This is a genomic window from Mesorhizobium sp. M1409, from assembly GCF_040317535.1.
GTDB lineage: Bacteria > Pseudomonadota > Alphaproteobacteria > Rhizobiales > Rhizobiaceae > Mesorhizobium.
On sequence record NZ_JAMYKV010000012.1, the window covers coordinates 1 to 23449 of the forward strand.

The following is a 23449-nucleotide window of genomic DNA, read 5'->3' on the forward strand; positions in this document are numbered from 1 at the left end:
GAGAGAAGACGGACAAACCCCGTTTTACGGGGCATGCACATGCGGCATTTCGATTCACTCAAAACTTTCCCCGGACAGCCCTGCCTTGCGGGGGAGATGTCCGGCAGGACAGAGGGGGGTGTGAAGGAACGCGGCGGCAGGTGTTGGGCGGCTTTGCTCAGTCCCATATAAGGAAGGCGCCTACGCCGCCTTCTTCCACCCGTTCCTGATATGCCTATACCCGTCTCGGTAAACCGCCTCCGGGCTCTCGGAAAAATCGCGCCACACCTTGGTCGCCGCCGCCAAATCCTTGAGCGAGCGCCCGAACGCCTCGATCGTCAGCCAGTCGTCATAGCCGCTCTTGCGGATGGCCGAGAATGTTTCTTTCCACGGAAGGTGGCCGCGCCCCGGCACGCCGCGGTCATTCTCCGAAATATGGATATGCACGACATTCCGGCGGTGTTTCGTGTAGGCGCCGATCGGGTCGGCCTCCTCGATATTGGCGTGGAAGGTGTCGTACATCGCCTTGATATGCGGCCGGTCGATGGCGTCGATATGCTCCGACAGGTCAGCCATCGTGTTGAGGAGATAGCATTCGAAGCGATTGAGTGCCTCGAGCCCGATGGTGACGCCCTTATTGCCGGCATGGTCGCCGATCGCGCGCTGCGAGGCGATCGAGCGCTTCTTCTCGGCGGCCGTCGGCCCGGAGCCGGAAAAGGCACCGAGCGTCGAATGCAGCGGGCCGCTCAGCGTGCTGGCGCCAAGCGCCTGGGCACAATCGATAGCCCATTTCATGTAGTGGATGCCGGCCTTGCGCGTTGCCGCGTCAGCCGCGATCAGGTTCATCGCCGGATCCCCCATGGCTGAAACCGCGGTCCGCTCCAGCCCGATGCAGTCGAGCAGTTCGCCCAGCTTTTTATAGTCGTCGGGCGTGCCGGCGAAGATCGGTATCTCGACGCCATCGAAGCCGGTTGCCTTGATATCCCTGAGCAACGGCTCGTGTTTCTTCGACACAGCCGTCGTCCACAAGAACATGCACATGCCGATCTTCATCGACGCCTCTCCCCCATCTCCCGCGAGGTCGAAGCTATAGCCTCGTCCACGCCCCATTCTTCTTCGACGACTTCACACAGGCCTCGATGAAGGCCATGCCTTCGACGCCGTCCTGAATGGTCGGGAAGACGACATCCTTTGCCGGCTTGCCGCCCTTGCGGCGCGCCGCGCGGATGGCGCGTGCGGCCTCCTGGTAGATGTTGGCGAAACCTTCGAGATAGCCCTCGGGATGGCCTGACGGCACGCGACTGACACGGCCTGCTACAGGCAGCGCGCCGGCGCCATTGCGGGTGAGCAGCTGCTTGGGCTGGCCGAACGGCGTATACCAGAGATAATTCGGATCGGCCTGCACCCATTCCAGCCCGCCCTTCGAGCCATAGATGCGCAGCTTCAATCCATTCTCATGGCCGGGCGCCACCTGGCTGGCCCAGATCATGCCCTTGGCCGGGTGCGTCTTGCCGGCGGGCTTGAAGCGCAGCATGACGTTGACATTGTCATCGAGCAGCCGGCCCGGCACGAAGGCGTCGAGATCGGCCGAAAGCGAATCCAGCTCCAGCCCGGAGACGAAGCGGGCAAGATTGTAGGCATGCGTGCCGATATCGCCCAGCGCACCACCGGCGCCTGCCTGCTTCGGGTCGCCGCGCCACGCCGCCTGCTTCTGGCCTGTCGCCGCCAGGTCCTCGGTCAGCCAGTCCTGCGGATATTCGGACTGCACGATGCGGATGTCGCCGAGCAGGCCCTTGGCGACCATCTCGCGCGCCTGCCGCACCATCGGATAGGCGGTGTAGTTGTGAGTAAGGACAAACACCTTGCCGGTCTTCTCGACCACCGCGGCCAGCTTCTTGGCCTCGGCGAGCGTCGTCGCCAGCGGCTTGTCGCAGATGACGTGAATGCCGGCCTCGAGGAAGGCCTTGGCCGCCGGCACGTGCACATTGTTGGGGGTCACGATGGCCACCGCCTCGATGCCGTCGGGCCGCTTCGCCTCGGCCTTGGCCATGTCGGCATAGGACGCGTAGCTGCGATCAGGATCGAGCCCGAGTTCGGCGGCCGAGGCCCTGGCACGCGCCGGGTCGGATGACAAAGCGCCGGCGACCAGCACGAAGTCATTGTCCAGGCGCGCCGCAATCCGGTGCACCGCGCCGATGAAGGCGCCCTGCCCGCCGCCGACCATGCCATAGCGGATCGGGCCGCCTCCCGTTTCCGACTTCGATGCGCCGACCATGTTTCTTCTCCTAGCTGTTGCTTACCTCCCCCTTGAGGGGAGGTCGATCCGCGAAGCGGATCGGGTGGGGTCGCCGGGCGTAGAGCGCGGCATGGACCGACCCCACCCGGCCCTTCGGGCCACCCTCCCCTCAAGGGGGAGGGAAACCAGCGTTAAATTCCCATCATGCCGCGCAGCACTTTCTTGTCCGTAGCGCCGCCGGCGAAATCGTCGAATGCCTTCTCCGTCACCCGGATGATGTGATGCTGGATGAAGGGTGCGCCCTCGGCCGCGCCGTCCTCGGGATGTTTAAGACAGCACTCCCACTCCAGCACCGCCCAGGAATCATAATTGTATTGCGTCAGCTTGGAGAAAATGCCGCCGAAATCCACCTGCCCGTCGCCCAGCGACCGGAAGCGGCCGGCGCGGTTGGTCCAGCTCTGATAGCCGGAATAGACGCCTTGCCGGCCGGTCGGATTGAACTCGGCGTCCTTGACGTGGAACGCCTTGATGCGCTCGTGATAGATGTCGATGAATTCGAGATAGTCGAGCTGCTGAAGCAGGAAGTGCGACGGATCGTAGTTGATGTTGCAGCGTCCGTGGCCGCCGACCGCGTCGAGGAACATCTCGAAGGTCGCACCGTCGAACACATCCTCGCCCGGATGGATCTCGTAGCCGACATCGACGCCATTGTCCTCATAGACATCGAGGATCGGCTTCCAGCGCTTGCCGAGTTCGGCGAAGGCTTCATCGATCAGCCCGGCCGGCCGCTGCGGCCAGGGGTAGAGGTAAGGAAAGGCCAACGCTCCGGAGAAGCTCACCGAGGCCTTGAGGCCGAGGTTCTTCGACGCCTTGGCGCCGAATGTCATCTGTTCGACCGCCCATTCCTGCCGCGCTTTCGGATTGTTGTGCACCGAAGCCGGCGCAAAACCGTCGAACTGCGCATCATAGGCCGGATGCACCGCCACCAATTGCCCCTGCAGATGCGTCGACAGTTCGGTGATCTCGACGCCGGCGTCCGCGCAGATGCCCTTAACTTCGTCGCAATAGGTCTTGGAAGAGGCCGCCTTCTTGAGATCGAACAGCCGCGCGTCCCAGGTCGGGATCTGCACGCCCTTGTAGCCGAGACCGGCCGCCCATTTGGTGATCGACGCCAGTGAATTGAACGGCGCGGCATCGCCCGCGAACTGCGCCAGAAACAGTCCAGGGCCCTTCATTGTCGTCGGCATCGGCATCCTCCCTCATTTTAATCGCGACCGAGCATAGCGCCGATTGGAAGCAGGGCCAGCCCACTTTGGTCTCTTCACGTCGGGCGCATCGTGTACGCCGCAATTCTGGTATTACCAAATGAGGGAATTTGGTCAAGCCTCGCAATGCACCGCCGGAGTCCTTTGGATAGGCGAAACGCAGGCATATACATCAATACAATCAATGAAGTAATCCGTATCGGAAGTTGCCTTCCCGCGCTTCTTGCCGTCCAGAAGAATTTGCTGTAGACCTCCCTTCAGGCCCAATTGGTCGAACCAGTTTGCGAGAAAAGGCTGGGGATGCCTTGGGGAGGAGCCCTTGCGTCGCCTTCGGCGATGCATGTTGCAGGCGATTTTTGGGAAGGACAGACGATGCATCTTTCGACGCACAACTGGATGCGCGCGGAGCCCCTGGAGACGACGCTCAAGCGCATCAAGAAATTCGGCTATGAGTCGATCGAGATTTCCGGCGAGCCCGAGCAATACAAGACCAAGGAGACACGGGCGCTGCTGAAGGAGCATGGCATCCGCTGCTGGGGCGCGGTGACCTTGATGCTGGGCGAACGCAACCTCGCCGCCAGGAACCAGGGCCAGCGCGAGCGCTCCGTTCAGTATGTCAAGGACGTGCTGACGATGGTCAGCGAACTCGACGGCGAGATCATCACGCTGGTTCCGGCGACAGTCGGCAAGGTCGTGCCCGATGGCACCGAGGAAGAGGAATGGAAGTGGGTTGTCGACGCGACCCGTGAATGCTTCACCCACGCCAAGAAAGTCGGCGTCAAGATTGCGGTCGAACCGCTCAACCGCTTCGAAACCTACCTGTTCAATCGCGGCGCCCAGGCGCTCGCGCTGGCCGACGCGGTCAGCCCCGAATGCGGTGTCTGCCTCGACGCGTACCATATCCACATGGAGGAGTTTAACGTTCACGACGCGATCCGCCAGGTTGGCAAGCGCCTGTTCGACTTCCATGTCGCCGACAACAACCGCTTTGCCGCCGGTCTCGGCCAGATCGACTGGCCGAAGATCGTCGCCACGCTGAGAGAGGTCGGTTACGACGGCGCGCTGACCAACGAGTTCGTTGCGCCCGTCGACCGGACGCCGGCCGCACCCTATCCCGACATGGTCGAGCGCCACCCGGTCGATATCTCGCCCGAGCAGCTGAAGTTCATCCAGGACCACGGCTCCAGCGTGCTGACTGAGAAATTCTACACCGACCAGATGCGCATCACCGCCGAAACGTTGCTGCCGCTGATCAAGTAGTCGACTGCCTCTAGGGAATTTGCCCTTCCGCCCTGACCGGCGGCAGGGCTGGGGAAGAATATGCGCGTCAAGACGGTCCAAGCCTGGTGGGTCCGCATCCCGATCGAAGCCGCTCGGCAACACCGCAGCGACTTCGGCCAGGTGACGACCTTCGACGCCGCCATCCTGCGCATCGAAACCGATGACGGGCTGGTCGGCTGGGGCGAAGGCAAGAACGCCGCAGGCAGCGCCGGCAGCTATGGCGCGCTTGTTCACATGCTGAACCATGAGGTCGGACCGCAGCTGATCGGCCGCGATCCGGCCGACATCGGCGTCATCTGGGAGATGCTCTACAATGGCGTGCGCCACGACGGCGCCGCGCGCGCCGGCCACGCTATGCCGCAGCTGGCGCGGCGCGGCATGAGCATCGCCGCCATCAGCGCCGTCGACATCGCGCTGTGGGACATTCTCGGCAAATCGCTTGGGGTTCCGGTCTGGCGGCTGCTGGGTGGCCGCAAGCTGGATCGCATGCCGGCCTATGCCTCCGGCGGCTGGGCGGCCGCCGACGCCATCGGCGAGCAGTTGAAATCCTATATCGCCCAGGGTGGCTTCAAGGCACTGAAGATGCGGGTCGGCGCCATGGACGGCGCGGCACACATTTCCGCCGCGCGAGTCCGTGCCGCACGGCAGGCGCTTGGCCCCGATGTCGAGCTGATGGTCGACGCGCACGGCACCTATACGGTGGCGGAAGCCAAGCGCTTCATCCACCTCGTCAGTGACCTCGATCTCGCCTGGTTCGAGGAGCCTGTTGTCGCCGACGACAAGCCCGGCATGGCTGAAGTGCGGGCATCGGGCGCCGTCCCCATCGCCACCGGCGAAAGCGAGGCGACACGCTACGCCTTCCGCGACCTCGCCGTGCTCAAGGCGGCCGACATCTTCCAGCCCGATCCGGCCTTCTGCGGCGGCATCAGCGAGGCGATGAAGATCGGCACCATAGCCAGCGCCTTCAACCTGCGCTTTGCGCCGCATCTGTGGGCCGGCGCGCCCTGTTTCTTCGCTGGGCTGCATGTCTGCGCCGCCTCCCCGTCGAGTTTCACCGTCGAATACTCGCTTGGCGCCAACCCGATGATCCACGATCTGATCGAAGAGACTGTCGAAGCCAAGGACGGTATGATAGCGATCCCCGAAAAGCCGGGTCTGGGATTCACCATTTCGGAGCGGTTCCTGGAGGCGCACGCGCAACGCGGTTGACGATGAAAGAAAAGAACCTTCTCGCGGAACTCGCCGCCTACCTGTTCTCCCATTCGGACAAGGAAACCGGCCGAACGCCATCGGAGCGCGAACTGGCGGAGCATTTCGGCGTCAGCCGCGGCCAGATCCGCGAGGCGCTCGCCATCCTCGAGGCCATGCGCATCGTCGAGCGCCGCGCCAAGTCCGGCATCTACATCGACACCAAGCAGGCCAGCGTCGAGGCGATGGCGCTTTTTGCCCGCGCGGGCCTGCCGCTCGATCCGATCCAGATCTACGAAACGGTCGAACTGCGCAAGATCCACGAGATCAAGGCCGCCGAGCTTGCCTGTTCGCGCGCCACCGAGGAGAATTTCGAGCGGCTGCGCGAAATCCTGAAAGCTTCGGAAGAGCGCATCGCGGCGGGCGAAGGCCTGGCTAGGGAGGACCGCGAATTCCACCTCGAGATCGTACGCGCCACCAAAAACAGCGTCTTCCACAATGTCTGCAGCGTCTATTACATGATGGGCGAACAGCGCCTGCCCATCTATTTCAACGACCCGGAGCGCAATGTGCGCTCGCATGCCGAGCACATCCAGATTTATGAGGCGCTGCTGCGCCGCGACGGAAATCTCGCCCAGGCGCTGATGAGCGCTCATCTGCAGGGTGCCGAAAGCTACTGGAAGGGCCTGATCGAGGGCCATGGCGAGGAACCGCAAAGCCCGGCGCTCGAAAAAGCCTGACGACATGGCCCGTATCCTTACGACACACCCGCTACACCCGCGCGCCTCGGCCATGATGGCCGGCGCCGGCGAACTCGTCGTCGCTTCCGCCATCGATCCAGCCACGCTGGCCGCCGAGGCGAGGAATGCCGACATCGTCATCGTCCGCGCGCCGCTGCCGCCGGCGCTGTTCGAGGGTGCCTGGAAGCTGCGAGCGGCGATCCGCCATGGCGCCGGGCTCGACATGATCCCGATGGAGGCTGCGACCGCCGCCGGCGTGCTGGTTGCGAACGTGCCGGCGGTCAACGCGCGCTCGGTGGCGGAACACGTCATGTTCGCGGCCCTTGCCTTGCTGCGCAACTTCCGCGTCGTCGATCGTGACCTGCGGGCAAAAGGCTGGCTCGCCGGCCGCGAGCATGCCAACGCCAACAGCGAGCTTGCCGGCAAGACGATCGGCATCGTCGGCCTCGGCGCTGTCGGCCAGGCTGTCGGCCATATCGCCGCGCACGGTTTCGACCTGAAGGTGGTGGCGACGACGCGCAGCATGCAGCCAGCGCTGGAGAAGGTCGGCTTCCTGTCGATCGACGCCCTGGTCGAGCAGAGCGACATCATCGTTCTGTGCTGCCCGCTGACGCCGGAGACGCGCGGCCTGATCAACCGCGAGCGGATCGCGCGCATGAAGCCGCATGCGTTGCTGATCAACGTCTCGCGCGGACCGGTCGTCGACGACGACGCTCTGATCGAAGCCTTGCGGAAACGTCGCATAGGCGGAGCCGCGCTCGACGTCTTTTCGACGCAGCCGCTGTCGTCAAATCATCCTTATTTCGGCTTCGACAATGTCATCATCACCCCGCACATGGCCGGCATCACCGAGGAATCGATGATGCGCATGGGCGTCGGCGCGGCGGGCGAGGCCTTGCTCGTGCTGGCGGGCAAACTGCCGGTCAACCTGCGCAATCCCGAAGTGATCGATCACTACCGGCGGCGGTTTCCGGCCGATAGCTAAAGCATCGCTGTTTCGCCCCAATTCTCGGCAACGCTGAGCCCATGTTCACTCTGCGCTTCGCGTCTCTGGTTGTTGCTTCTTCGCTCTGCACCTTGTCGTCGCTCGCCGCGACCGAGAGCAGCTACGTCTATTGCGACAACGGGCTGCGCTGTTTCAAGGCGCCGTGCCCATCGAGCAGCGCGCTTGACCTTGGCACCGGCACGATCATCAAGGGCGTGTCGATCGACCCCAGCGGATTGCCGCAGGCCGACAAGGCGATAACGGATCTCTCCGACGCGCTTTATGCCGGAAAGATCGTTGTCAGGGGATCGATCGAGCACCGCACCCAGACCATCACCGGCAAGGAATACAACCTCCCCTGGCTGGTCGCGACCCGCATCGTACGGACCGCCAAGGATAGCGAACGCAAGCACTGTTCGTCGCCCTGATACTCAGTTCAGTCCTGGGTCACGAGCCAAGCAGCGTCTCAATTTCAGCAGCAATCCGCAGCAGGCGCCGGTCATGCCCGTTGCGCGCCACCAGCATCAATCCGGCAGGCAGCGCCGTGCCTGGCATCGGCAGCGAAATCGCACAAAGGTCGAACTGGTTGGCGACCTGCGTGTTGCGCAGCAGCAGGCCTTCGATGCGGTCGCGCAACGCGGCATCCTCGGTCATCGAAACGATGGTCGGCGCCATCACCGGTGTGGTCGGCAAGGCCAGCACATCGACCGATGCCAGCCGCTCGTCCATGGCGGCGGCGAGTGCTGCACGGCGGCGCATTGCCCTGATATAGACCGGGGTCGGCAGCATTGCCGCCCGCGCCAAAGGCCCGCTGACATGTGGGTCGACCGGCACCGATGCCCCTGTCGCCAGCCAGTCGGCATGGATTTCGGCGCCTTCCATCGCTGCTATCGAGCCGCGCTTGGTGGCCGCGCGCATCTCTCCAAGCAGATCGTCGATCGACAGGACCTCGACCCGCGCGCCTGTCTGCTCGATCTTGCCAAGGCATTGGTCGAACGCGGTCACCACCGCGCCTTCCGTCTCTTCGAAAAGGATGCCACGCGGGATGCCAATTCGAAGCCCTGCAAGGGCAATCGGCGCCAGCGCGGTCGGCACCTCGCCGGCCATCACGGCGTCGGCAGCCGCACACCGAGCGACGGTCCGAGCCAGCGGCCCGATCGAGTCCAGCGTGGCGGACAACGGGAAGGCACCAGTCAGCGGTACACGCCGCGCTGTCGGCTTGAAGCCGACGACACCGTTGAGCGATGCCGGAATGCGAATCGAACCGCCGGTGTCGGAACCGATGGATATCTCACTCGTCCCCTCACCGACCGAGACGCCAGCACCCGAGGAGGAACCACCGGGAATACGGCTGGCGTCGACGGCATTGCCGGGCGTGCCAAAATGCTGGTTGTCACCGATCGCGGTGAAGGCGAATTCGGTCATGTTGGTCTTGCCGATGATGACCGCGCCAGCCTGCCGCAGCCGGCCGACAATCGCGGCATCGCGCAGCGCAGGCGCGGCGGTCTTGAGCATCAGCGAGCCAGCCGTGGTCGCCTCGCCGGCGACATCGAACAGATCCTTGATCGAGACAATGGTGCCGTCGAGCGGTCCGAGCGTCACACCTGCCCGCTTGCGGGCATCGCTGGCATCAGCCGCGGCCCGTGCGGCCTCGGCATAGAGCTTCGTGAACACGCGCTCTTCACCGGCACGGGCGGCAAGGCGCGCGAGGATGATTTCCAGATGATCCCGGACTGAATGCATTTCGGTGTCGGACTCCGGACGCTTTGAACGTCCTTGGGGTAGCGGCGCGGCGTGGCTTGCCGAGACTTAACCCGGCGCAGGCCGTTTTGCACCCCGTCGAATGCGAGGAAAAATCCGATGCTCTACAAAGGCAGCTGTCACTGCGGCAAGGTCGCCTTCGAGTTCGAAGCCGAACTGACCGGCGCCGTACGATGCAATTGCTCTATCTGCTCGCGCAAGGGCGCCCTGTTGTGCGCCATCCCGCACGAGACCTTGCAGGTCCTAGCCTGGGGCGACGATCTCGGCACCTACACATTCGGCAATCATGCGATAGCACACCGCTTCTGCCGCAGCTGCGGCATTCACCCCTTCGCCGAGGACGTCCGCGAAGGCCGTGACCGCAGTGCCTACATCAATCTCCACTGTGTCGCCGATCCGGACCCGTCCACCTTGCCGGTTTTCGACTTCGACGGTCGCGCGGTCTGAGCCGGCCAGTGGCGGTCCATGTCGAGGGCGGCTTCGTCACCGCCATCACAACGGCGTCGGCCCGAAAACCGTGATGGTTGTCGGGCCGATGCACAGCCTCGGGGAAGCTTAGTCCTGCCAATAAGAAGCTACTCGGCCCGCTTCGGGCCGCGCAGGAACACCACGATGGCCGCCAGCAGCGTCGCTGCGCCGCAATAGGCGAAGGCGCTGGCGACGCCGGCATGATCGACCAGCAGGCCACCGAAGACAGCGCCGAGCGCAATCGCCACCTGGAAGGTCGCCACCATCAGTCCGCCGGCGCTTTCAGCCTGATCGGGCGCGGCCCTTACCAGCCAGCTCTGCAGCCCGACCGGAACCGCGCCGAAGGCAAAGCCCCAGATCGCAACGGCGGCGGCGGCGACCATGGGCGAAGCTCCAAAAACCAGCATCGAGGCGGCGGCAAGTGCAATCAGCAAGGGCGCCAGAGCGACGGCTGCCTTGAGGCTGCGTTCGGCCAGGATGCCGCCGGCGACATTGCCGAAGAAGCCGCCAATACCGTAGGCCAGCAGCACCAGCGAGATCGTCTCGATGCTGAGCACGGGGACCTTCTCGAGGAAGGGACGGACATAGGTGAAGCCGGCAAAGTGTCCCGAGGCGACCAGCAGCACGACGAGCAGTGCGATCCTGATGGAGGGGCGCTCCAGCACCTCCAGCAAGGTTCGGAAGCTCGCCACACCCACCGGTGGCAGCTTCGGAATGGTGGCCAACTGCACCAGCAGCGCTAGGGCGGCAACGACGGTCGCGATCATGAAGGCTGTGCGCCAGCCCCAGATGTCGCCGACATAGGCGCCGACCGGCGCCGCGCAGACGGTCGCCAGCGAAACGCCGGTCAGGATGATCGACATGGCGCGCGGCATCAGCCGCATCGGCACCAGCCGCATCGCCATGGCGGCCGACATCGCCCAGAAGCCGCCGAGCGCGACGCCGAGCGCGACGCGGGCGAGCAGAAGCATGGTGAGCGATGAGGCAAAGGTGGCCAGGAGATTGGACAGGATCAGGAACACCGTCAGCATCCACATCACCAGCCTGCGGTCCATACGCCTGGTAATGATCGCCATGGTGGGTGCGGCAATGGCGCCAACGATCGCGGTCGCGGTCACCGCCTGTCCGGCTACGCCTTCGCTGACGCCCAGATCGCGCGCCATCGGCGTCAACAGGCTGGCGGGCAGAAATTCAGCCGTCACCAGACCAAACACCCCAAGTGCCAGCGAGACCACGGCACCCCAGGCCGGTTCGGTTCGTTCGTCGGAGTCCGTGGGGTTCAGAAGAGCGGCGTCGACGACGCCTGTCGCGGGTTCGGCCATGGTCAGTCTCCGAGTTGTTTGCAGCGCAGCATTTGACTGCAATGCAACATAGGGAGTGACCGCTTGGAGTTTCCATGCTAGAAACCCCATCATGCTTGACCATTCGTCCAAAATTCCCATCACCGGCGACCCGTTGACAGATATCTTGCGCGGCTTGCGGCTCGATGGCGTCGAGTATGGCCGCTTCGAACTGAAGGAGCCCTGGGGTATCCAGTTCCCAGCCCAGCCAGCGGCGCGGTTTCATTTCATCGGCCGCAAAGGTTGCTGGCTGAAGCAGCCGTCCGGTGAATGGGTGGAGCTCAATGCTGGCGACGCGGTGCTGCTGCCGCGCGGTGCGGCGCACGTGCTGGCCAGTGAGCCCGGCGCCCAGGCCTGGCCGATCCACGGCTACGAAGTCGAGGAAGTCTGCAAGGACGTCTACTGCATGTCGAACGAAGGCATGTCGGAATGTTGCCGGCCCGGAACCCTGCTGTTTTGTGCCAGCATGTACTTCAATCTTGACGGCTTGCATCCCCTGCTCGGCATGATGCCGGATGTAATGCGCACGCATGAGCTGGGAGCCTACGAGCCCGGCATTCCGCATCTCCTGGAATCGATGGCGCGTGAAGTGACGATGGAGCGCGTCGGCTCCGGCGGCATCCTGGCGCGACTGGCTGACGTGCTTGCCGCCACCGTCATACGCTCATGGGTCGAGCGTGGCTGCGGCGACTCGTCCGGCTGGATCGCCGCGGTCAGGGACCGCGAAATCGGCCGCGTGCTGGCCGCCATCCATCTCGAGCCGAACTACGACTGGACGGTTGAGTCCCTGGCCCGGATGATGGGCGCCTCGCGATCGGGATTTGCGGAGCGCTTCGCCACCATCGTTGGAGAAACGCCGGCAAAATATGTCACCCAGGTCAGGATGCATCGGGCGAGACAGTGGCTGATCCGCGACCGGATGAAAATCTCCGTCGTTGCCGCGCGTCTCGGTTACGAATCGGATGCCGCCTTCAGCCGCGCCTTCAAGCGAGTCATCGGCTCGGCGCCCAGCCACCTTCGCGCCGAGGAACAGGCTGCTATCCGCCAGGCCGGCTGAGCCGACCTCCACGCCTGCTTCAGCTGGAGTTCACACAGCGTGCCGCAAGCTGACGCCGCTGCCCTTGTCGAACAGCACCACCTTGTCCGGGTTCCAGGCAAAGCGCACCGATTGCTCGATCGCGACATCGGTCCTGGCCGGCACGGTGGCGCGCAAGGTGGCGTCGCCAACCCGCAGCGTCAGGATCTTTTCGACGCCATGGTTCTCGACGTCATGGACGCGCGCTTCGACCGGTGCGCCGCTCTCGAGATAAACGTCCTCGGGACGAACACCGAAGACGAGCGGGCGACCGTCGGTCGCCGCACCCGCCTTTAGCCCCCAAGAAGTCTTGGCACCCCCCGAAAAAGGCAGTTCAAAATTCAGCGGCGCCATCACCGCACGGCCGTTCACAAGCCTTCCGTCGATGAGGTTCATCGGCGGCGAGCCGACGAAGCTCGCCACATAGGTATCGCGCGGATTGTTGTAGATCTCGTGCGGCGTACCCGTCTGCACGATGCGGCCATGATTGAGCACGCCGACCTTGTCGCCCATCGACATCGCCTCGATCTGGTCATGGGTAACGAACAGGAAGGTGGCGCCGAGTTGCATCTGCAGGTTCTTCAGTTCCGTGCGCAGCGCCTCGCGCAGCTTGGCGTCCAGCGCCGACAGCGGCTCGTCCATCAGGAACACGCGCGGCTTGCGCACGATGGCGCGGCCGATGGAGACGCGCTGCATCTCGCCGCCTGACAGCTTGTCGGTCTTGCGGTCGAGCAGATGCTCGATCCGCAGCGTGCGGGCGGCACGGTCGACGCGATCCTTGATCTCGGCGTCGGGCAGCCGGCGGATCTTAGGCTTCAGCGGGAACTCGAGATTTTCGCGCACCGTATAGCGCGGATAGAGCGAGTATTGCTGCAGCACCAGCGCCACGTCACGCTCAGCCGCACCCCAGTCGGCCACATCGACACCGTCGATGAAGACCTGGCCTTCGCTCGGCTTTTCCAGGCCGGCGATCAGCCGCAGAGTGGTCGTCTTGCCTGCACCCGTTTCGCCCAGCAGCACGAAGAACTCGCCATCGGCGATGTCGAGATCGAGCCCGGTCAAGGCGGTGTGGTTGCCGAAGGTCTTCGAGATGTTTTTCAGCTGGATATGGGCCATCACAATCTCACTTCCAGCGACTTGCCGCTTGCCGTGTCGAAGAAATGCGCCTGGGCCGGATCGATCCTGGCGAACACCTTCTCGCCGGGACCGCTGACGAACCCGCTCTTGGTGCGCGCGCGCAGCATCTTGGAGCCGACCTTGAGGTCGACGATGTCAAAGGAGCCGAGCGGCTCGACAATCTGCGTCTCGACCTGCAGGAACCCCTCGGCGGCATCGCGGCGGATGAGGACGCCTTCCGGCCGGATGCCGAGCGCCAGCTGGCCGCCGGCATGGCCATTGAGCTTCGACAGCAGCGCCCGCGGGAACTCGAAGCCGGCGGCAGCCCCGCCGACCGTCACCAAGACCGAGGATGCGGTCTCCGCTACCGCGGCATCGGCGACATTCATCACTGGACTGCCGACGAATTGCGCCACGAACAGGTTTGCCGGGTGCGAATAGACCTCGTCCGGCGAACCGACCTGCTGCAGCACGCCTTCATGCATGATGACGATGCGGTCGGCGAGGCTCATCGCCTCGATCTGGTCGTGCGTGACATAGATGGTGGTCGAGCCCTGCTTGATGTGCAGCCGCTTGATCTCGGCCCGCATTTCTTCGCGCAACTTGGCATCGAGCGCGCCGATCGGTTCGTCCATCAGCATCGCCTTAGGCCGCCGCACCAGGGCCCGACCGATAGCGACGCGCTGCATGTCGCCCCCCGAAAGCGCCGACGGCTTCTTGTCGAGCAGGTCCAGGATCTGCAGCGTCTTGGCGACCGAGCGCACCTCCGAGTCGATCTCCGCCTTGCTCTTGCGCGTGGCGCGCAAAGGGAAGGCGATGTTCTCGTAGACGCTCATATGCGGGTAGAGCGAGAACGACTGGAAGACCATGGCGATGTCGCGGTCGGCGGCCTTCAGATGCTGGATCGGTTTGCCGTCGATGAGGATGTCGCCCTCATCGATCGTTTCCAGTCCGGCGATGGCGCGCAGCGTCGTCGTTTTGCCGCAGCCCGATTGGCCGAGCAGAACGATGAACTCGTTGTCGTTGATCTTCAGGTTGAGGTCCTTGATGACCTGGACGGCGCCGAAAAATTTCTGGACGCCGCGAAGCTCGATCTGGGTCAATGCTGTGCTCCCGGATTTCGCATCTGTCCGGTGCCGGCCTTCTCCTCAGGCGCGATCTTCGAGGTGATGTTGAAGCCGATCAGCCCGATCAGGATGATGGTCAGGCCATAGGTGTGCAACGCCAGGTTCCAAGGCTGGCAGAGCGCGATGATGCCAAGCACCATCAGCACCTGCGAACCGGGTTCCAGATATTTCTGATTGATGGCACGAAAGCTCATTTGCGGATCGCTCCGAAGGACATGCCGCGCAGCAGATGGTTGCGGAGCAGGAAGGTGAAGATCGCGACCGGCAGCAGAAACAGGAAGGTTCCGGCGGCAATCACCGTCCAGTCCGGCAGGCCGGAGCCGACCTGGCTGGGGATGAACGGCGGCGCTGTCTGGGCACGGCGGCTGGTCATGATCAGCGCGAAGGCATATTCGTTCCACGCGGTGATGAAGCAGAACACGGCGGTGGCGGCGATGCCGGTGGCGGCCTCCGGCAGCACGATCTTGAAGAAAGCCTCCATGCGCGTGTAGCCGTCGACGAGGGCTGCCTCTTCATACTCTTTCGGTATCTCGTCCATGAAGCCCTTCATCAGCCACACCGAGAACGACAGGTTGAAGGCGGTATAGAGGATGATCAGGCCGACATGGGAATCATTCAGGCCGACCGCCCGGTACATCAGGAACATCGGGATCGCCACCACGACCGGCGGCAGCATGCGGGTCGACAGGATGAAGAAGAGCAGGTCCGCCTCGCCCTTCACCTTGAAACGCGAGAAACCATAGGCGGTGAACGTGCCCATGCCGACCGCCAGCACAGTTGAGGTGATGGCGATGATTAGCGAGTTCAGGAAACGGCTCGGATATCCCGACCATTGCACCTGGCCCTTGCCATCACGCACGATCTTTTCACCACCGTCGAAGACGACGCGCTCCCACCAGGGGGCGGCTGCATACTCCTCGGGCGACGCCGGGTTGCGCATCTGCGAACGCTTGGTGAACAGCTTGACGAAAGGCGATATTTCCGGCTGGAAGACGACCGTCGGCGGGATGGTGGTGGCGAGATTGCGCGGCTTGAATGCCGTCGAGGCAATCCAGTAGATCGGCGCCAGGAAGATGATCGTCACCAACAGAACGGCGACGATGGCGACACGGTTGAAGCCGATTTCGGAAGAAGTGCGGACGGCAGCCATCTCAGCGCTCCTTTACCTTGTTGAGGTATTTGACGTAGATGTTGGTGATCGCCAGCACCATGATCAGCACGATGTAGGCGAGTGCGCAGGAGCGCCCGGTCTGCCATTCCTGGAACGCCATCTTGTAAAGCCGGATCGAGATCAGTTCGGCCGTCGGCTGGCTGGTCAGGATGTAGGCGAGATCGAAGGTCTTGAATGCTTCCATGGTGCGGAAAATGACGGCGATCATCAGGATCGGCGCGACAAGTGGCAGTGTGATGCGAAAGAAGGTGTAGAACGACCCGGCCCTGTCGATCGCCGCCGCTTCGTAGAGATGTTTCGGAACCGCCGAGAGGCCAGCCAGCGACAAAAGCATGACGAAGGGCGACCACATCCAGATGTCGGTCAGCGCAACCGCATAGAGCGCCATTTTCGGATCCGACAGCCATTCGAAGGTGCCGAGGCCGAGCGCATAGTTGATGATGCCGAAAGACGGATCGTAGAGCAGTTTCCAGAACAGGCCGACGACCGCCATCGACAGCATCATCGGCAAAAGCAGAAGCGTCGTCAGCAGACCTTTGAGCGGAATGTCGCGGTTAAGCAGCATGGCGACGCCGAAGCCGACGACCAGCTGGCCAACGACCGAGATGATGACGTATTTCGCGGTGGTGGCGAAATTGGACCAGACATAGGGGTCGTTGAGCAGGTCGCGATAGTTCTGCAGCCCGACGAAATTTGCCGGCGCGTTGGTCGACGCCCGGAAATCGGTGAAGGAATAGCCGAGCGAATAGATCAGCGGAAAGATGTTGAAGACGATCAGGAACAGGACCGTCGGGATGATGAAGAGGTTGCGGATCGAAATGTCGCTGAGGCCGCGCGCGGCCGCCCTTGAAGACCTGTCGAGCGTGGTGATCATAGTGGTCGCCAAGACCCTGCTCCCGTTACAAAAAAGAAACGGAGGAGGCACCGACGCCCCCTCCGTGAGACCTGCTTGTTACTGACCGCGGCCGTATTTCTTGAAGGTCGCGTTCCAATCGGCCGCCAGGGCGTCCAGCGTTTCCTTGGCGGTGCCTTCGCCGCCGATCATGTAGGGATAGACGCGCTGGTTGAGCTGCTGCAGCAGTTCGGCATATTCCGGCACCGCCCAGAAGTCCTTCACCTTGAACATGGTCTCGTAGAAGGCCTTGTTATACGGCGTGGCGTTCTGGAATTCAGGCGACTTGAGCACGGCGGCACTGCAGGTGTAGCCGCCAAGCGCTGCCCACTTCTTCTGGGTCTCGTCCTTGATGAACCATTCCAGGAACTTGATCGCCTCGTCCTGCTTTTGCGAGTAGGACACGATCGAGATGCCTTGCCCACCGAGTGCGGCGAACTGGTCACCGTTCGGGCCGGGAGGATTGGCGAAGAAGCCGGTGTTCTTGGCGTTCGGGTTCGACGCTTCGTTGATCAGCGACGGGAAGAACGCAAAGTAGTTCATGCTCATCGCGGCCAGGCCTTCGGTGATCGCCTGGTTGTCTTCGACGAAGAACGACTTGGCCCAGCCTGGAGGCGTGAACTTGTAGAGCTCCTTGTAGGCGTCGAGCGCCGCGACCGCCTTGTCGGAGTTGATGAAGCCATCGACCTTGTAGGTCTTATAATCACCCAGTTCGCCACCGTAGGAGAACAACGCGTTCTCGAAGCCCATCGCCATCGCGTCGTAGGAATTGTCCGTGTAGATGGCGATGCCGTATTTTTTCTGGTCCGGCCGGTAGAAGAACTCGGCGATGTCGCGCAGCGCCTTGAAATCCTTCGGCACGTCGAGATCGTAACCATACTTGGCCTTGAAGGCTTCCTTTTCCTTCGGATCCTCGAACCAGTCCTTGCGATAGGACCAGCCGACGGCGTCGCCTTCGAGCGGGATGGCCCAGTACTTGCTGCTGCCGCCCGGATATTCGGCGTAGTACTTCACCGTCGCCGGCGCCATCACGTCGCCGACCTTGTGCTTGTTGAAGAAGTCGGTCAGGTCGACATAGTGGCCGCCGGTCGAGCCGGCACCGAGCCATTGCGAGTCGCCGACGACCATATCATAGGCGTCACCATGGGCGTTGAATTCGGTGAAGGCCTTGGTCTGGAAGTCGGGCCACGGTGTGGTTTCCACCGTGATCTTGACGCCGGTTTCTTTCTCGTACTCGTTGCCGAGTTCCTGCAGATAGTTGGCCGGATCCCATTCCGCCCAGAAGATGGTGAGTGACTTTTCCTGCGCGTAAACGGACGTTCCGCAGGCAAGCGTTAAGCCGATACCAGCAAGTACGCTGGTCACAAACTTGCGCATAATGATTTCCTCCCTTGTGCGCATTCTACCTTATCGTTCGAGCCGGCAACCGGGCCGACCCTGGTAGTTCCTCCCGTGATCGCACTTTTCCGGCTTCGAGCCTCCTCGCCCTGCCGGAAAATGGATCGCAGCCCTCACTTTCGATCCGCTTTTCTTACCTGATCTGGTATTACCAATTCTGCACGCACGTCAAGTCCTTTCTTGGCGACTCGACTTGGCCATTGCTATTGGATTTTAGGTTTATCTGCCTGTTTTACCAAGATTTTCCTACTCAGTGATACACGCATGCGTTGCCCCCTACCCCGCACTGCAGCTAATATCAGCAGTCGGCATGCCAATCTGGTCGAACCAGATGGGCGCTATTTCGCGACTGCCGTTGGATCGATGTTGCCGCCGTCACCGATCGATTCCGCGACCGCCGCACGCACCAGCGCCCCCGCCGCCCACTGCGCGACCGACATCGTCCGGCGACTGTCCAACCCCCAGATATCCTTGAGCACGATCAGCACCTCGACGCCGAAGATCAGCGACAGCGCCTGCGCCAGCCGCTTGAATTCGCGTGGCGGGAGACCGCCCTTGAGCGGCGCGATCGCCTCTTTCAGCAAGTCGATGCGGTGACCACGCGTGAAGGCCGGTTCGCCGCCCAGCGTGCCCGCCTGACGCCGCGCCCATTGATCGAGCGACAGCTTCAGTGCCGCCTTGAAAGTTGCTTCGAAGGCCTCGATGCGCGGCATGGCCGTGTCGAACAGGTCGGCGACCCTGCGCTCCGCATCCATCGACGTCGACTGCCAAGTGAGGATTGGCCCTAGCCCCTCATCGACGACAGCCTGGACCAGAACCGCCTGGCTCGGGAAATACCGATAGGCGGTTGCACGGGAAACCTGTGCTGCCTCGGCGACCTCGCTGATCGACGGCGTGACGCCCGCCTGCATCAGCCTCGTCGCCGTCTCCAGCATCAGCCGTTTCGTGCGCGCGCGCGGTCCACGCTCTGGCACTGGGCCTCTTCCCCGCTGGGTATCGTCGCTCGCCGTGAATTGTTGACGTGAGACATCCATATCAATACGATACGCCAGTCTCAAAAATTTGCAATGGCCTTCGCATCGTTGAGCAGCCGGGCAATGAGTGGGGGGCAGCATCGCGCCCGCCTGGATTGGGGAACCGCAATGAAGCGCATCTACGTGGTAGGCACCGCTGACACCAAGGGTGAGGAACTCGCCTTCCTGGCCGATGCGATCGCCGCAACCGGTGCCGCCGTTTCCCGCGTCGATGTCGGAACGCGCGACGCAACTGTTCCCGTCGACATCACCGCAAAGGAAATTGCCGGCCACCACCCCGGTGGCGGCGACGCCGTGCTCGGCGGCAATGACCGCGGCGCCGCGGTCGCCGCGATGGGCATCGCCTTTGCCCGCTTTGCCCAATCGCGAAACGATATTGCCGCCATGATCGGCATTGGCGGTGGCGGCGGCACCTCGATCATCACGTCGGGCATGCGTGCCCTGCCGCTCGGCCTGCCCAAGATCATGGTTTCGACGCTCGCCTCCGGCGATACCGCACCTTACGTCGACGTTTCCGACATCATCATGATGCCTGCGGTGACCGACATGGCCGGACTGAATCGGCTGTCCCGCGTCGTCCTGCACAATGCCGCCCAGGCGATATCGGGCATGGCGGCAAGGCCGGCGCCACCACCCGACGGCAAACCGTCCATCGGCCTCACCATGTTCGGCGTCACCACGCCTTGCGTGACCGCCATCGCAGACCAGCTTCGTTCGACCTATGACTGCATGGTCTTCCACGCCACCGGCACCGGCGGCCGCAGCATGGAGAAGCTGGCCGACAGCGGCCTGCTGTCCGGCGTCATCGACATAACAACGACCGAAGTCTGCGATCTGCTGTTCGGCGGCGTCCTGCCGGCGACCGAGGATCGTTTTGGCGCCATCGCCCGCACCAGGCTGCCCTATGTCGGTTCGGTCGGCGCGCTCGACATGGTCAACTTCTGGGCACCGTCGACCATTCCGGAGCACCATCGCGGTCGGCTGTTCTATGAACACAATCCCAACGTCACGCTGATGCGCACCACGGCGCAGGAATGCCGCGCGATCGGCGAATGGATCGGCGCCAGGCTCGCCCTCTGCGAGGGGCCGGTGCATTTTCTCGTTCCGGAAAAGGGCGTCTCGGCGCTCGACATCGAAGGCGGCGCCTTCTTTGATCCGGAAGCCGACGCCGTCCTGTTCGAAGCCATCGAGCGCACCATCCGGCCAAACAGCACGCGCCGCGTCACGCGCCTGCCGTTGCACATCAACGACCCCGAATTCGCCAAGGCCGCGGTCGCGGCTTTTCTCGACATCGCCAGACAGTGAGATTCAAAAAGATGCCCGCCATACCGCGCAAGGACATTTTGAAGAAATTCAGGGGAATGATCGAAAAGGGCGTGCCGATCGTCGGCGGCGGCGCCGGCACCGGCCTGTCGGCCAAGGCCGAGGAGGCGGGCGGCATCGACCTCATCATCATCTACAATTCCGGTCGCTACCGGATGGCCGGCCGCGGCTCGGCCGCCGGCCTGCTCGCCTATGGTAATGCCAACGAGATCGTCAAGGATATGGCCTACGAGGTGCTGCCGGTGGTCAAGAAGACGCCGGTGCTGGCCGGCGTCAACGGCACAGACCCCTTCGTCATCATGCCGCTGCTCTTGGCCGAACTGAAGACGATGGGCTTTTCCGGCGTGCAGAATTTTCCGACCATCGGCCTGTTCGACGGCCAGATGCGGCAAAGCTTCGAGGAGACCGGCATGGGATTCGGGCTCGAGGTCGACATGATCGGCGAGGCGCACAAGCTCGACCTGTTGACCACCCCCTATGTCTTCAATCCGGACGAAGCCCGCGCCATGACCAAGGCCGGCGCCGATATCGTCGTCGCCCATATGGGCGTGACCACAGGCGGCTCGATCGGCGCCACCTCGGCCAAGTCGCTCGATGACTGCGTTTTCGAGATCGACGCCATCGCCAACGCCGCCCGTTCGGTGCGCAAGGAGGTCATCCTGCTTTGCCATGGCGGCCCGATCTCGATGCCGGACGACGCCCGCTACATCCTCGACCGCTGCAAGGGCCTGCACGGCTTCTATGGCGCAAGCTCGATGGAACGGCTGCCGGCCGAGGCGGCGATCGCCAAACAGACCGTCGATTTCAAGGCGGTCACACTTGGTGACGGGAAGACCCCGAAGAAGAAGAAGGGATGATGAGAGATGACCGACAAGAACAAAATGTTTGTTTATCCGAAGGACGTCAGCGCCTTCGGCTTCGACTGGGGCAGACTGGCGCTGACGGTCGCGCCCGAGGTCAATGGCGCGTCCCGCTTTTCCGGTGGTGTCGTCGACCTGCCATCCGGCGAGGGCCATACGCGCCACAACCACCCGGGCGCCGAGGAAATCATCTTCGTCATATCAGGTCATGGCGAGCAGATGGTCGAAGACGAGAAGGGCAATCCGGTGCTCGAGACAGTCGGCCCCGGCTGCACCATCTATGTGCCGGAAAGCCGATTTCATTCGACGCTGAACACCGGCGACGGGCCGATGCAGCTCTTCGTCGTCTATTCACCGGCTGGTCCGGAACTGGGTTTACGGGAACTGCCGGATTTCAGGCTGATCCCTGCGGGGCAGTGATGAGCTTATTACAAGGTGGCGCCGCCCCTCATTGTCCTGCCGGACATTTCTCCCCGTATAGTGACGGGGAGAAAGACGCAGTCATCGGCGCTTTCGCCAATTTTCAACGCCGCAAAATAGGTGCCGAGGGCGCGGCTGCCCTCTTCTCCCCGTCACTATACCTATGGCATTCACACATCTCTTTCCGCTCATGGACGGTGGTCAAAAATGCCAGCATTTTCAACGCCTGCATCCTAGCGCCGCCAAGGGATCATGACGACATCGCCCTCACTTAAGTCTTTGAGTTCACGTTTCTTTAGCCGCCGCAGAAAGATGTGTGAATCCGATAGGTCACTATACGGGGAGAAGGTGCCGGCAGGCGGATGAGGGGCGGCGCCAGCCCTGGGTTCTATGAAATCCCACCCCTGTTCCACCCCCGGCCTCGATCACCGAACATCACATAGCCGGCGTCTGTAACCGCAAGCGTGTCTTCCAGCTTGATAAAGCCCCGCGTCGGGTGGAGCATGGTCGTCTCGACCGACAGCACCATGTTCTTCTCCAGCGGCTTGGCAGCATAGGTGCCTTCATAGGTCACCGGATGGTTGGTCATCAGGAACGGCGCTTCGTGCGTGATCAGCCCCATGCCGTGGGCGAAGAAATCCGTGTAGGCCGCGACCTTCGAGGCCTTCAGCACGCCCTCGGCATGCGAAATCATGTCGCCGCCAAGCGTGCCCGCTCTGACCTTTGAGAAGGCTGCTTGCTGCACCGCCTCGACCTCGGCCAGCAAATCCTCGAGTTCAGCGTCCGGTTCGCCGAGAATGCCCATGCGGCAGAGGTCGCCAATATAGCCGTGGTAGTTGCCGCCGGAATCGATCGACAGCACCTCGCCCTTTTTCCATGCCTGCGGCGAGGCGGCGCGGTTGTGGCTGGAGCCCAAAGTCAGCAGGCAATATTCGAAATGCGCGCCGCGATTGGTCTCCTCGCGCCGCAGCTGCTCGATGATCTCGCTCTTGGTCGTGCCTTCGCGCGCCCAGGCGATGGTCGCCAGCATGGAATCGGTGATCAGTTCGGATGCCGTGCGCAGCTTCTCCAACTCGGCAGCGGTCTTGATGGCGCGCATGCGCTCCAGCATCTCGGTCGCATCGGTCAGCTTGGCGTCCGGTAGCGCTTTGCGGATCAACGTATAGGCGTCCGACGGCAGGAAGCCCGGCTCGATGCCGATGCGCGCACCCGTCTTGCCGATGTTCCGCAGGTGCTCGACGGCGAGATTGGCGGCATCGAGCGTGCCCCAGCAGGCGGCGTGCAGCGTCGGCGTCCAGAACGGGTTGTTCTGATGCTCGCCGCCCTCCATGCGGTTGCCGATATAGGCGGCATGGTCCGGCCCGCCCTTTTCATACACGACGATCGGCAGGTAACGGCTGTGGCCGATCGCATCCATGGCGGCAAAGAAGATGAATTTGTAGCCGCCCAGCAGATACTGCGTGTTGTGCTTGGAGGTCGCCAGCAGCACATCGATGCCGGCCTCTTCCATCAGTTGGTCAACCCGCGCTTGGTCGAACGGGATATTGCCGACCGCATTCTTGCCCGGAGCAATGTTCATCTCTCTCTCCCTGAATTGCCCGGGATCGCCGAAGTTCCGCTCCCGATCCCTTGGCTTTGGATCAAATCTGCACCATTTTGCCCGCTCTGGTCCCAGCCAGAAAGAGGCGAAAATAGCACAACTCGACGTCACCATGGCGTCATCTGTCGCATATTCGGTCAATCTGGTCCTACCAGATTGACCGAATAGAGTCGCTTCCCCAAAATGGTCC

23 protein-coding genes are annotated in these 23449 nt (G+C 62.9%); 10 read left to right on the forward strand and 13 right to left on the reverse strand.

The window, feature by feature from the left end:
• Positions 1-180 precede the first annotated feature (180 nt).
• From NKG99_RS12165 to NKG99_RS12175, 3 genes are all read right to left on the reverse strand, one after another.
• Positions 181-1032, reverse strand: coding sequence for a sugar phosphate isomerase/epimerase family protein (locus tag NKG99_RS12165; RefSeq protein WP_352867695.1), 852 nt, complete (start codon positions 1030-1032; stop codon positions 181-183).
• A gap of 34 nt (positions 1033-1066) precedes the next feature.
• A complete protein-coding gene (locus NKG99_RS12170; protein WP_352867697.1) occupies positions 1067-2254 on the reverse strand; it encodes a Gfo/Idh/MocA family protein in 1188 nt (395 codons plus the stop codon).
• Between the two features lie 152 nt (positions 2255-2406).
• Positions 2407-3462, reverse strand: a complete 1056-nt coding sequence (locus tag NKG99_RS12175; RefSeq protein ID WP_352867699.1) for a sugar phosphate isomerase/epimerase family protein — start codon at positions 3460-3462, stop codon at positions 2407-2409.
• A 390-nt stretch (positions 3463-3852) separates the two neighbouring features.
• Between NKG99_RS12175 and NKG99_RS12180 the strand changes: the two genes are divergently transcribed.
• The 5 genes from NKG99_RS12180 to NKG99_RS12200 are packed head-to-tail and all read left to right on the forward strand — an operon-like array spanning position 3853 to position 8102.
• The gene (locus NKG99_RS12180; protein ID WP_352867701.1) at positions 3853-4740 is read left to right on the forward strand and encodes a sugar phosphate isomerase/epimerase family protein; all 888 of its coding nucleotides are present in this window, start codon (positions 3853-3855) and stop codon (positions 4738-4740) included.
• 60 nt (positions 4741-4800) lie between these two features.
• Positions 4801-5970, forward strand: coding sequence for a mandelate racemase/muconate lactonizing enzyme family protein (locus tag NKG99_RS12185; RefSeq protein ID WP_352867703.1), 1170 nt, complete (start codon positions 4801-4803; stop codon positions 5968-5970).
• A 2-nt stretch (positions 5971-5972) separates the two neighbouring features.
• Positions 5973-6689 carry a FadR/GntR family transcriptional regulator gene (locus NKG99_RS12190; RefSeq protein ID WP_352867705.1) on the forward strand — a complete coding sequence of 239 codons (717 nt, stop codon included), beginning with the start codon at positions 5973-5975 and terminating at the stop codon, positions 6687-6689.
• Positions 6690-6693: 4 nt separating this feature from the next.
• Entirely contained in the window at positions 6694-7674 is a 981-nt protein-coding gene (locus tag NKG99_RS12195; RefSeq protein ID WP_352867707.1) for a hydroxyacid dehydrogenase, read from the forward strand.
• A 41-nt stretch (positions 7675-7715) separates the two neighbouring features.
• Positions 7716-8102, forward strand: coding sequence for a hypothetical protein (locus NKG99_RS12200; RefSeq protein ID WP_352867709.1), 387 nt, complete (start codon positions 7716-7718; stop codon positions 8100-8102).
• Between the two features lie 19 nt (positions 8103-8121).
• On the opposite strand, the gene NKG99_RS12205 is transcribed toward NKG99_RS12200, so the two are convergent.
• The gene (locus tag NKG99_RS12205; protein WP_352867711.1) at positions 8122-9417 is read right to left on the reverse strand and encodes an amidase; all 1296 of its coding nucleotides are present in this window, start codon (positions 9415-9417) and stop codon (positions 8122-8124) included.
• 117 nt (positions 9418-9534) lie between these two features.
• Between NKG99_RS12205 and NKG99_RS12210 the strand changes: the two genes are divergently transcribed.
• Positions 9535-9882, forward strand: a complete 348-nt coding sequence (locus NKG99_RS12210) for a GFA family protein (protein WP_352867712.1) — start codon at positions 9535-9537, stop codon at positions 9880-9882.
• Between the two features lie 128 nt (positions 9883-10010).
• On the opposite strand, the gene NKG99_RS12215 is transcribed toward NKG99_RS12210, so the two are convergent.
• Complete coding sequence (locus tag NKG99_RS12215) at positions 10011-11225, reverse strand: MFS transporter (protein WP_352867714.1); 1215 nt, start codon at positions 11223-11225, stop codon at positions 10011-10013.
• Between the two features lie 91 nt (positions 11226-11316).
• Between NKG99_RS12215 and NKG99_RS12220 the strand changes: the two genes are divergently transcribed.
• Complete coding sequence (locus tag NKG99_RS12220) at positions 11317-12300, forward strand: AraC family transcriptional regulator (RefSeq protein ID WP_352867715.1); 984 nt, start codon at positions 11317-11319, stop codon at positions 12298-12300.
• A 30-nt stretch (positions 12301-12330) separates the two neighbouring features.
• On the opposite strand, the gene NKG99_RS12225 is transcribed toward NKG99_RS12220, so the two are convergent.
• From NKG99_RS12225 to NKG99_RS12255, 7 genes are all read right to left on the reverse strand, one after another.
• The gene (locus tag NKG99_RS12225; RefSeq protein WP_352867717.1) at positions 12331-13434 is read right to left on the reverse strand and encodes an ABC transporter ATP-binding protein; all 1104 of its coding nucleotides are present in this window, start codon (positions 13432-13434) and stop codon (positions 12331-12333) included.
• On the reverse strand, positions 13434-14537 hold the full coding sequence (locus tag NKG99_RS12230; protein ID WP_352867719.1) for an ABC transporter ATP-binding protein: 1104 nt from the start codon (positions 14535-14537) through the stop codon (positions 13434-13436). Before NKG99_RS12230 ends, NKG99_RS12225 begins: the two co-directional genes overlap by 1 nt.
• On the reverse strand, positions 14534-14755 hold the full coding sequence (locus tag NKG99_RS12235; protein WP_352867720.1) for a hypothetical protein: 222 nt from the start codon (positions 14753-14755) through the stop codon (positions 14534-14536). Before NKG99_RS12235 ends, NKG99_RS12230 begins: the two co-directional genes overlap by 4 nt.
• Complete coding sequence (locus tag NKG99_RS12240) at positions 14752-15711, reverse strand: carbohydrate ABC transporter permease (RefSeq protein ID WP_352867721.1); 960 nt, start codon at positions 15709-15711, stop codon at positions 14752-14754. Before NKG99_RS12240 ends, NKG99_RS12235 begins: the two co-directional genes overlap by 4 nt.
• A 1-nt stretch (position 15712) precedes the next feature.
• Positions 15713-16618, reverse strand: coding sequence for a carbohydrate ABC transporter permease (locus NKG99_RS12245; protein ID WP_352867722.1), 906 nt, complete (start codon positions 16616-16618; stop codon positions 15713-15715).
• Positions 16619-16684: 66 nt separating this feature from the next.
• Positions 16685-18001: an ABC transporter substrate-binding protein gene (locus NKG99_RS12250; protein ID WP_352867723.1), complete on the reverse strand. Its 1317-nt coding sequence runs from the start codon at positions 17999-18001 to the stop codon at positions 16685-16687.
• Between the two features lie 359 nt (positions 18002-18360).
• Positions 18361-19056, reverse strand: a complete 696-nt coding sequence (locus NKG99_RS12255; RefSeq protein WP_352867725.1) for a TetR/AcrR family transcriptional regulator — start codon at positions 19054-19056, stop codon at positions 18361-18363.
• A 108-nt stretch (positions 19057-19164) separates the two neighbouring features.
• On the opposite strand from NKG99_RS12255, the gene NKG99_RS12260 reads away from it, so the two are divergent.
• From NKG99_RS12260 to NKG99_RS12270, 3 genes are read left to right on the forward strand one after another with little or no spacing between them, the layout of a single operon-like run.
• Positions 19165-20361 carry a Tm-1-like ATP-binding domain-containing protein gene (locus NKG99_RS12260; RefSeq protein ID WP_352867727.1) on the forward strand — a complete coding sequence of 399 codons (1197 nt, stop codon included), beginning with the start codon at positions 19165-19167 and terminating at the stop codon, positions 20359-20361.
• Between the two features lie 11 nt (positions 20362-20372).
• Positions 20373-21236, forward strand: coding sequence for a phosphoenolpyruvate hydrolase family protein (locus NKG99_RS12265; protein ID WP_352867729.1), 864 nt, complete (start codon positions 20373-20375; stop codon positions 21234-21236).
• 6 nt (positions 21237-21242) lie between these two features.
• The gene (locus NKG99_RS12270) at positions 21243-21659 is read left to right on the forward strand and encodes a cupin domain-containing protein (RefSeq protein WP_352867731.1); all 417 of its coding nucleotides are present in this window, start codon (positions 21243-21245) and stop codon (positions 21657-21659) included.
• 388 nt (positions 21660-22047) lie between these two features.
• Here the strand turns inward: NKG99_RS12270 and NKG99_RS12275 are convergent, their stop codons facing one another.
• Complete coding sequence (locus NKG99_RS12275; protein ID WP_352867734.1) at positions 22048-23238, reverse strand: M24 family metallopeptidase; 1191 nt, start codon at positions 23236-23238, stop codon at positions 22048-22050.
• Positions 23239-23449 lie beyond the last annotated feature (211 nt).

Excerpts from the sequence above, each read along its gene's own strand:
- NKG99_RS12165 (WP_352867695.1), bottom strand. The coding sequence starts at position 1,032 with ATGAAGATCGGCATGTGCATGTTCTTGTGGACGACGGCTGTGTCGAAG.
- NKG99_RS12170 (WP_352867697.1), bottom strand. The coding sequence starts at position 2,254 with ATGGTCGGCGCATCGAAGTCGGAAACGGGAGGCGGCCCGATCCGCTAT.
- NKG99_RS12175 (WP_352867699.1), bottom strand. The coding sequence starts at position 3,462 with ATGCCGACGACAATGAAGGGCCCTGGACTGTTTCTGGCGCAGTTCGCG.
- NKG99_RS12180 (WP_352867701.1), top strand. The coding sequence starts at position 3,853 with ATGCATCTTTCGACGCACAACTGGATGCGCGCGGAGCCCCTGGAGACG.
- NKG99_RS12185 (WP_352867703.1), top strand. The coding sequence starts at position 4,801 with ATGCGCGTCAAGACGGTCCAAGCCTGGTGGGTCCGCATCCCGATCGAA.
- NKG99_RS12190 (WP_352867705.1), top strand. The coding sequence starts at position 5,973 with ATGAAAGAAAAGAACCTTCTCGCGGAACTCGCCGCCTACCTGTTCTCC.
- NKG99_RS12195 (WP_352867707.1), top strand. The coding sequence starts at position 6,694 with ATGGCCCGTATCCTTACGACACACCCGCTACACCCGCGCGCCTCGGCC.
- NKG99_RS12200 (WP_352867709.1), top strand. The coding sequence starts at position 7,716 with ATGTTCACTCTGCGCTTCGCGTCTCTGGTTGTTGCTTCTTCGCTCTGC.
- NKG99_RS12205 (WP_352867711.1), bottom strand. The coding sequence starts at position 9,417 with ATGCATTCAGTCCGGGATCATCTGGAAATCATCCTCGCGCGCCTTGCC.
- NKG99_RS12210 (WP_352867712.1), top strand. The coding sequence starts at position 9,535 with ATGCTCTACAAAGGCAGCTGTCACTGCGGCAAGGTCGCCTTCGAGTTC.
- NKG99_RS12215 (WP_352867714.1), bottom strand. The coding sequence starts at position 11,225 with ATGGCCGAACCCGCGACAGGCGTCGTCGACGCCGCTCTTCTGAACCCC.
- NKG99_RS12220 (WP_352867715.1), top strand. The coding sequence starts at position 11,317 with ATGCTTGACCATTCGTCCAAAATTCCCATCACCGGCGACCCGTTGACA.
- NKG99_RS12225 (WP_352867717.1), bottom strand. The coding sequence starts at position 13,434 with ATGGCCCATATCCAGCTGAAAAACATCTCGAAGACCTTCGGCAACCAC.
- NKG99_RS12235 (WP_352867720.1), bottom strand. The coding sequence starts at position 14,755 with ATGAGCTTTCGTGCCATCAATCAGAAATATCTGGAACCCGGTTCGCAG.
- NKG99_RS12240 (WP_352867721.1), bottom strand. The coding sequence starts at position 15,711 with ATGGCTGCCGTCCGCACTTCTTCCGAAATCGGCTTCAACCGTGTCGCC.
- NKG99_RS12250 (WP_352867723.1), bottom strand. The coding sequence starts at position 18,001 with ATGCGCAAGTTTGTGACCAGCGTACTTGCTGGTATCGGCTTAACGCTT.
- NKG99_RS12255 (WP_352867725.1), bottom strand. The coding sequence starts at position 19,056 with ATGGATGTCTCACGTCAACAATTCACGGCGAGCGACGATACCCAGCGG.
- NKG99_RS12260 (WP_352867727.1), top strand. The coding sequence starts at position 19,165 with ATGAAGCGCATCTACGTGGTAGGCACCGCTGACACCAAGGGTGAGGAA.
- NKG99_RS12265 (WP_352867729.1), top strand. The coding sequence starts at position 20,373 with ATGCCCGCCATACCGCGCAAGGACATTTTGAAGAAATTCAGGGGAATG.
- NKG99_RS12270 (WP_352867731.1), top strand. The coding sequence starts at position 21,243 with ATGACCGACAAGAACAAAATGTTTGTTTATCCGAAGGACGTCAGCGCC.
- NKG99_RS12275 (WP_352867734.1), bottom strand. The coding sequence starts at position 23,238 with ATGAACATTGCTCCGGGCAAGAATGCGGTCGGCAATATCCCGTTCGAC.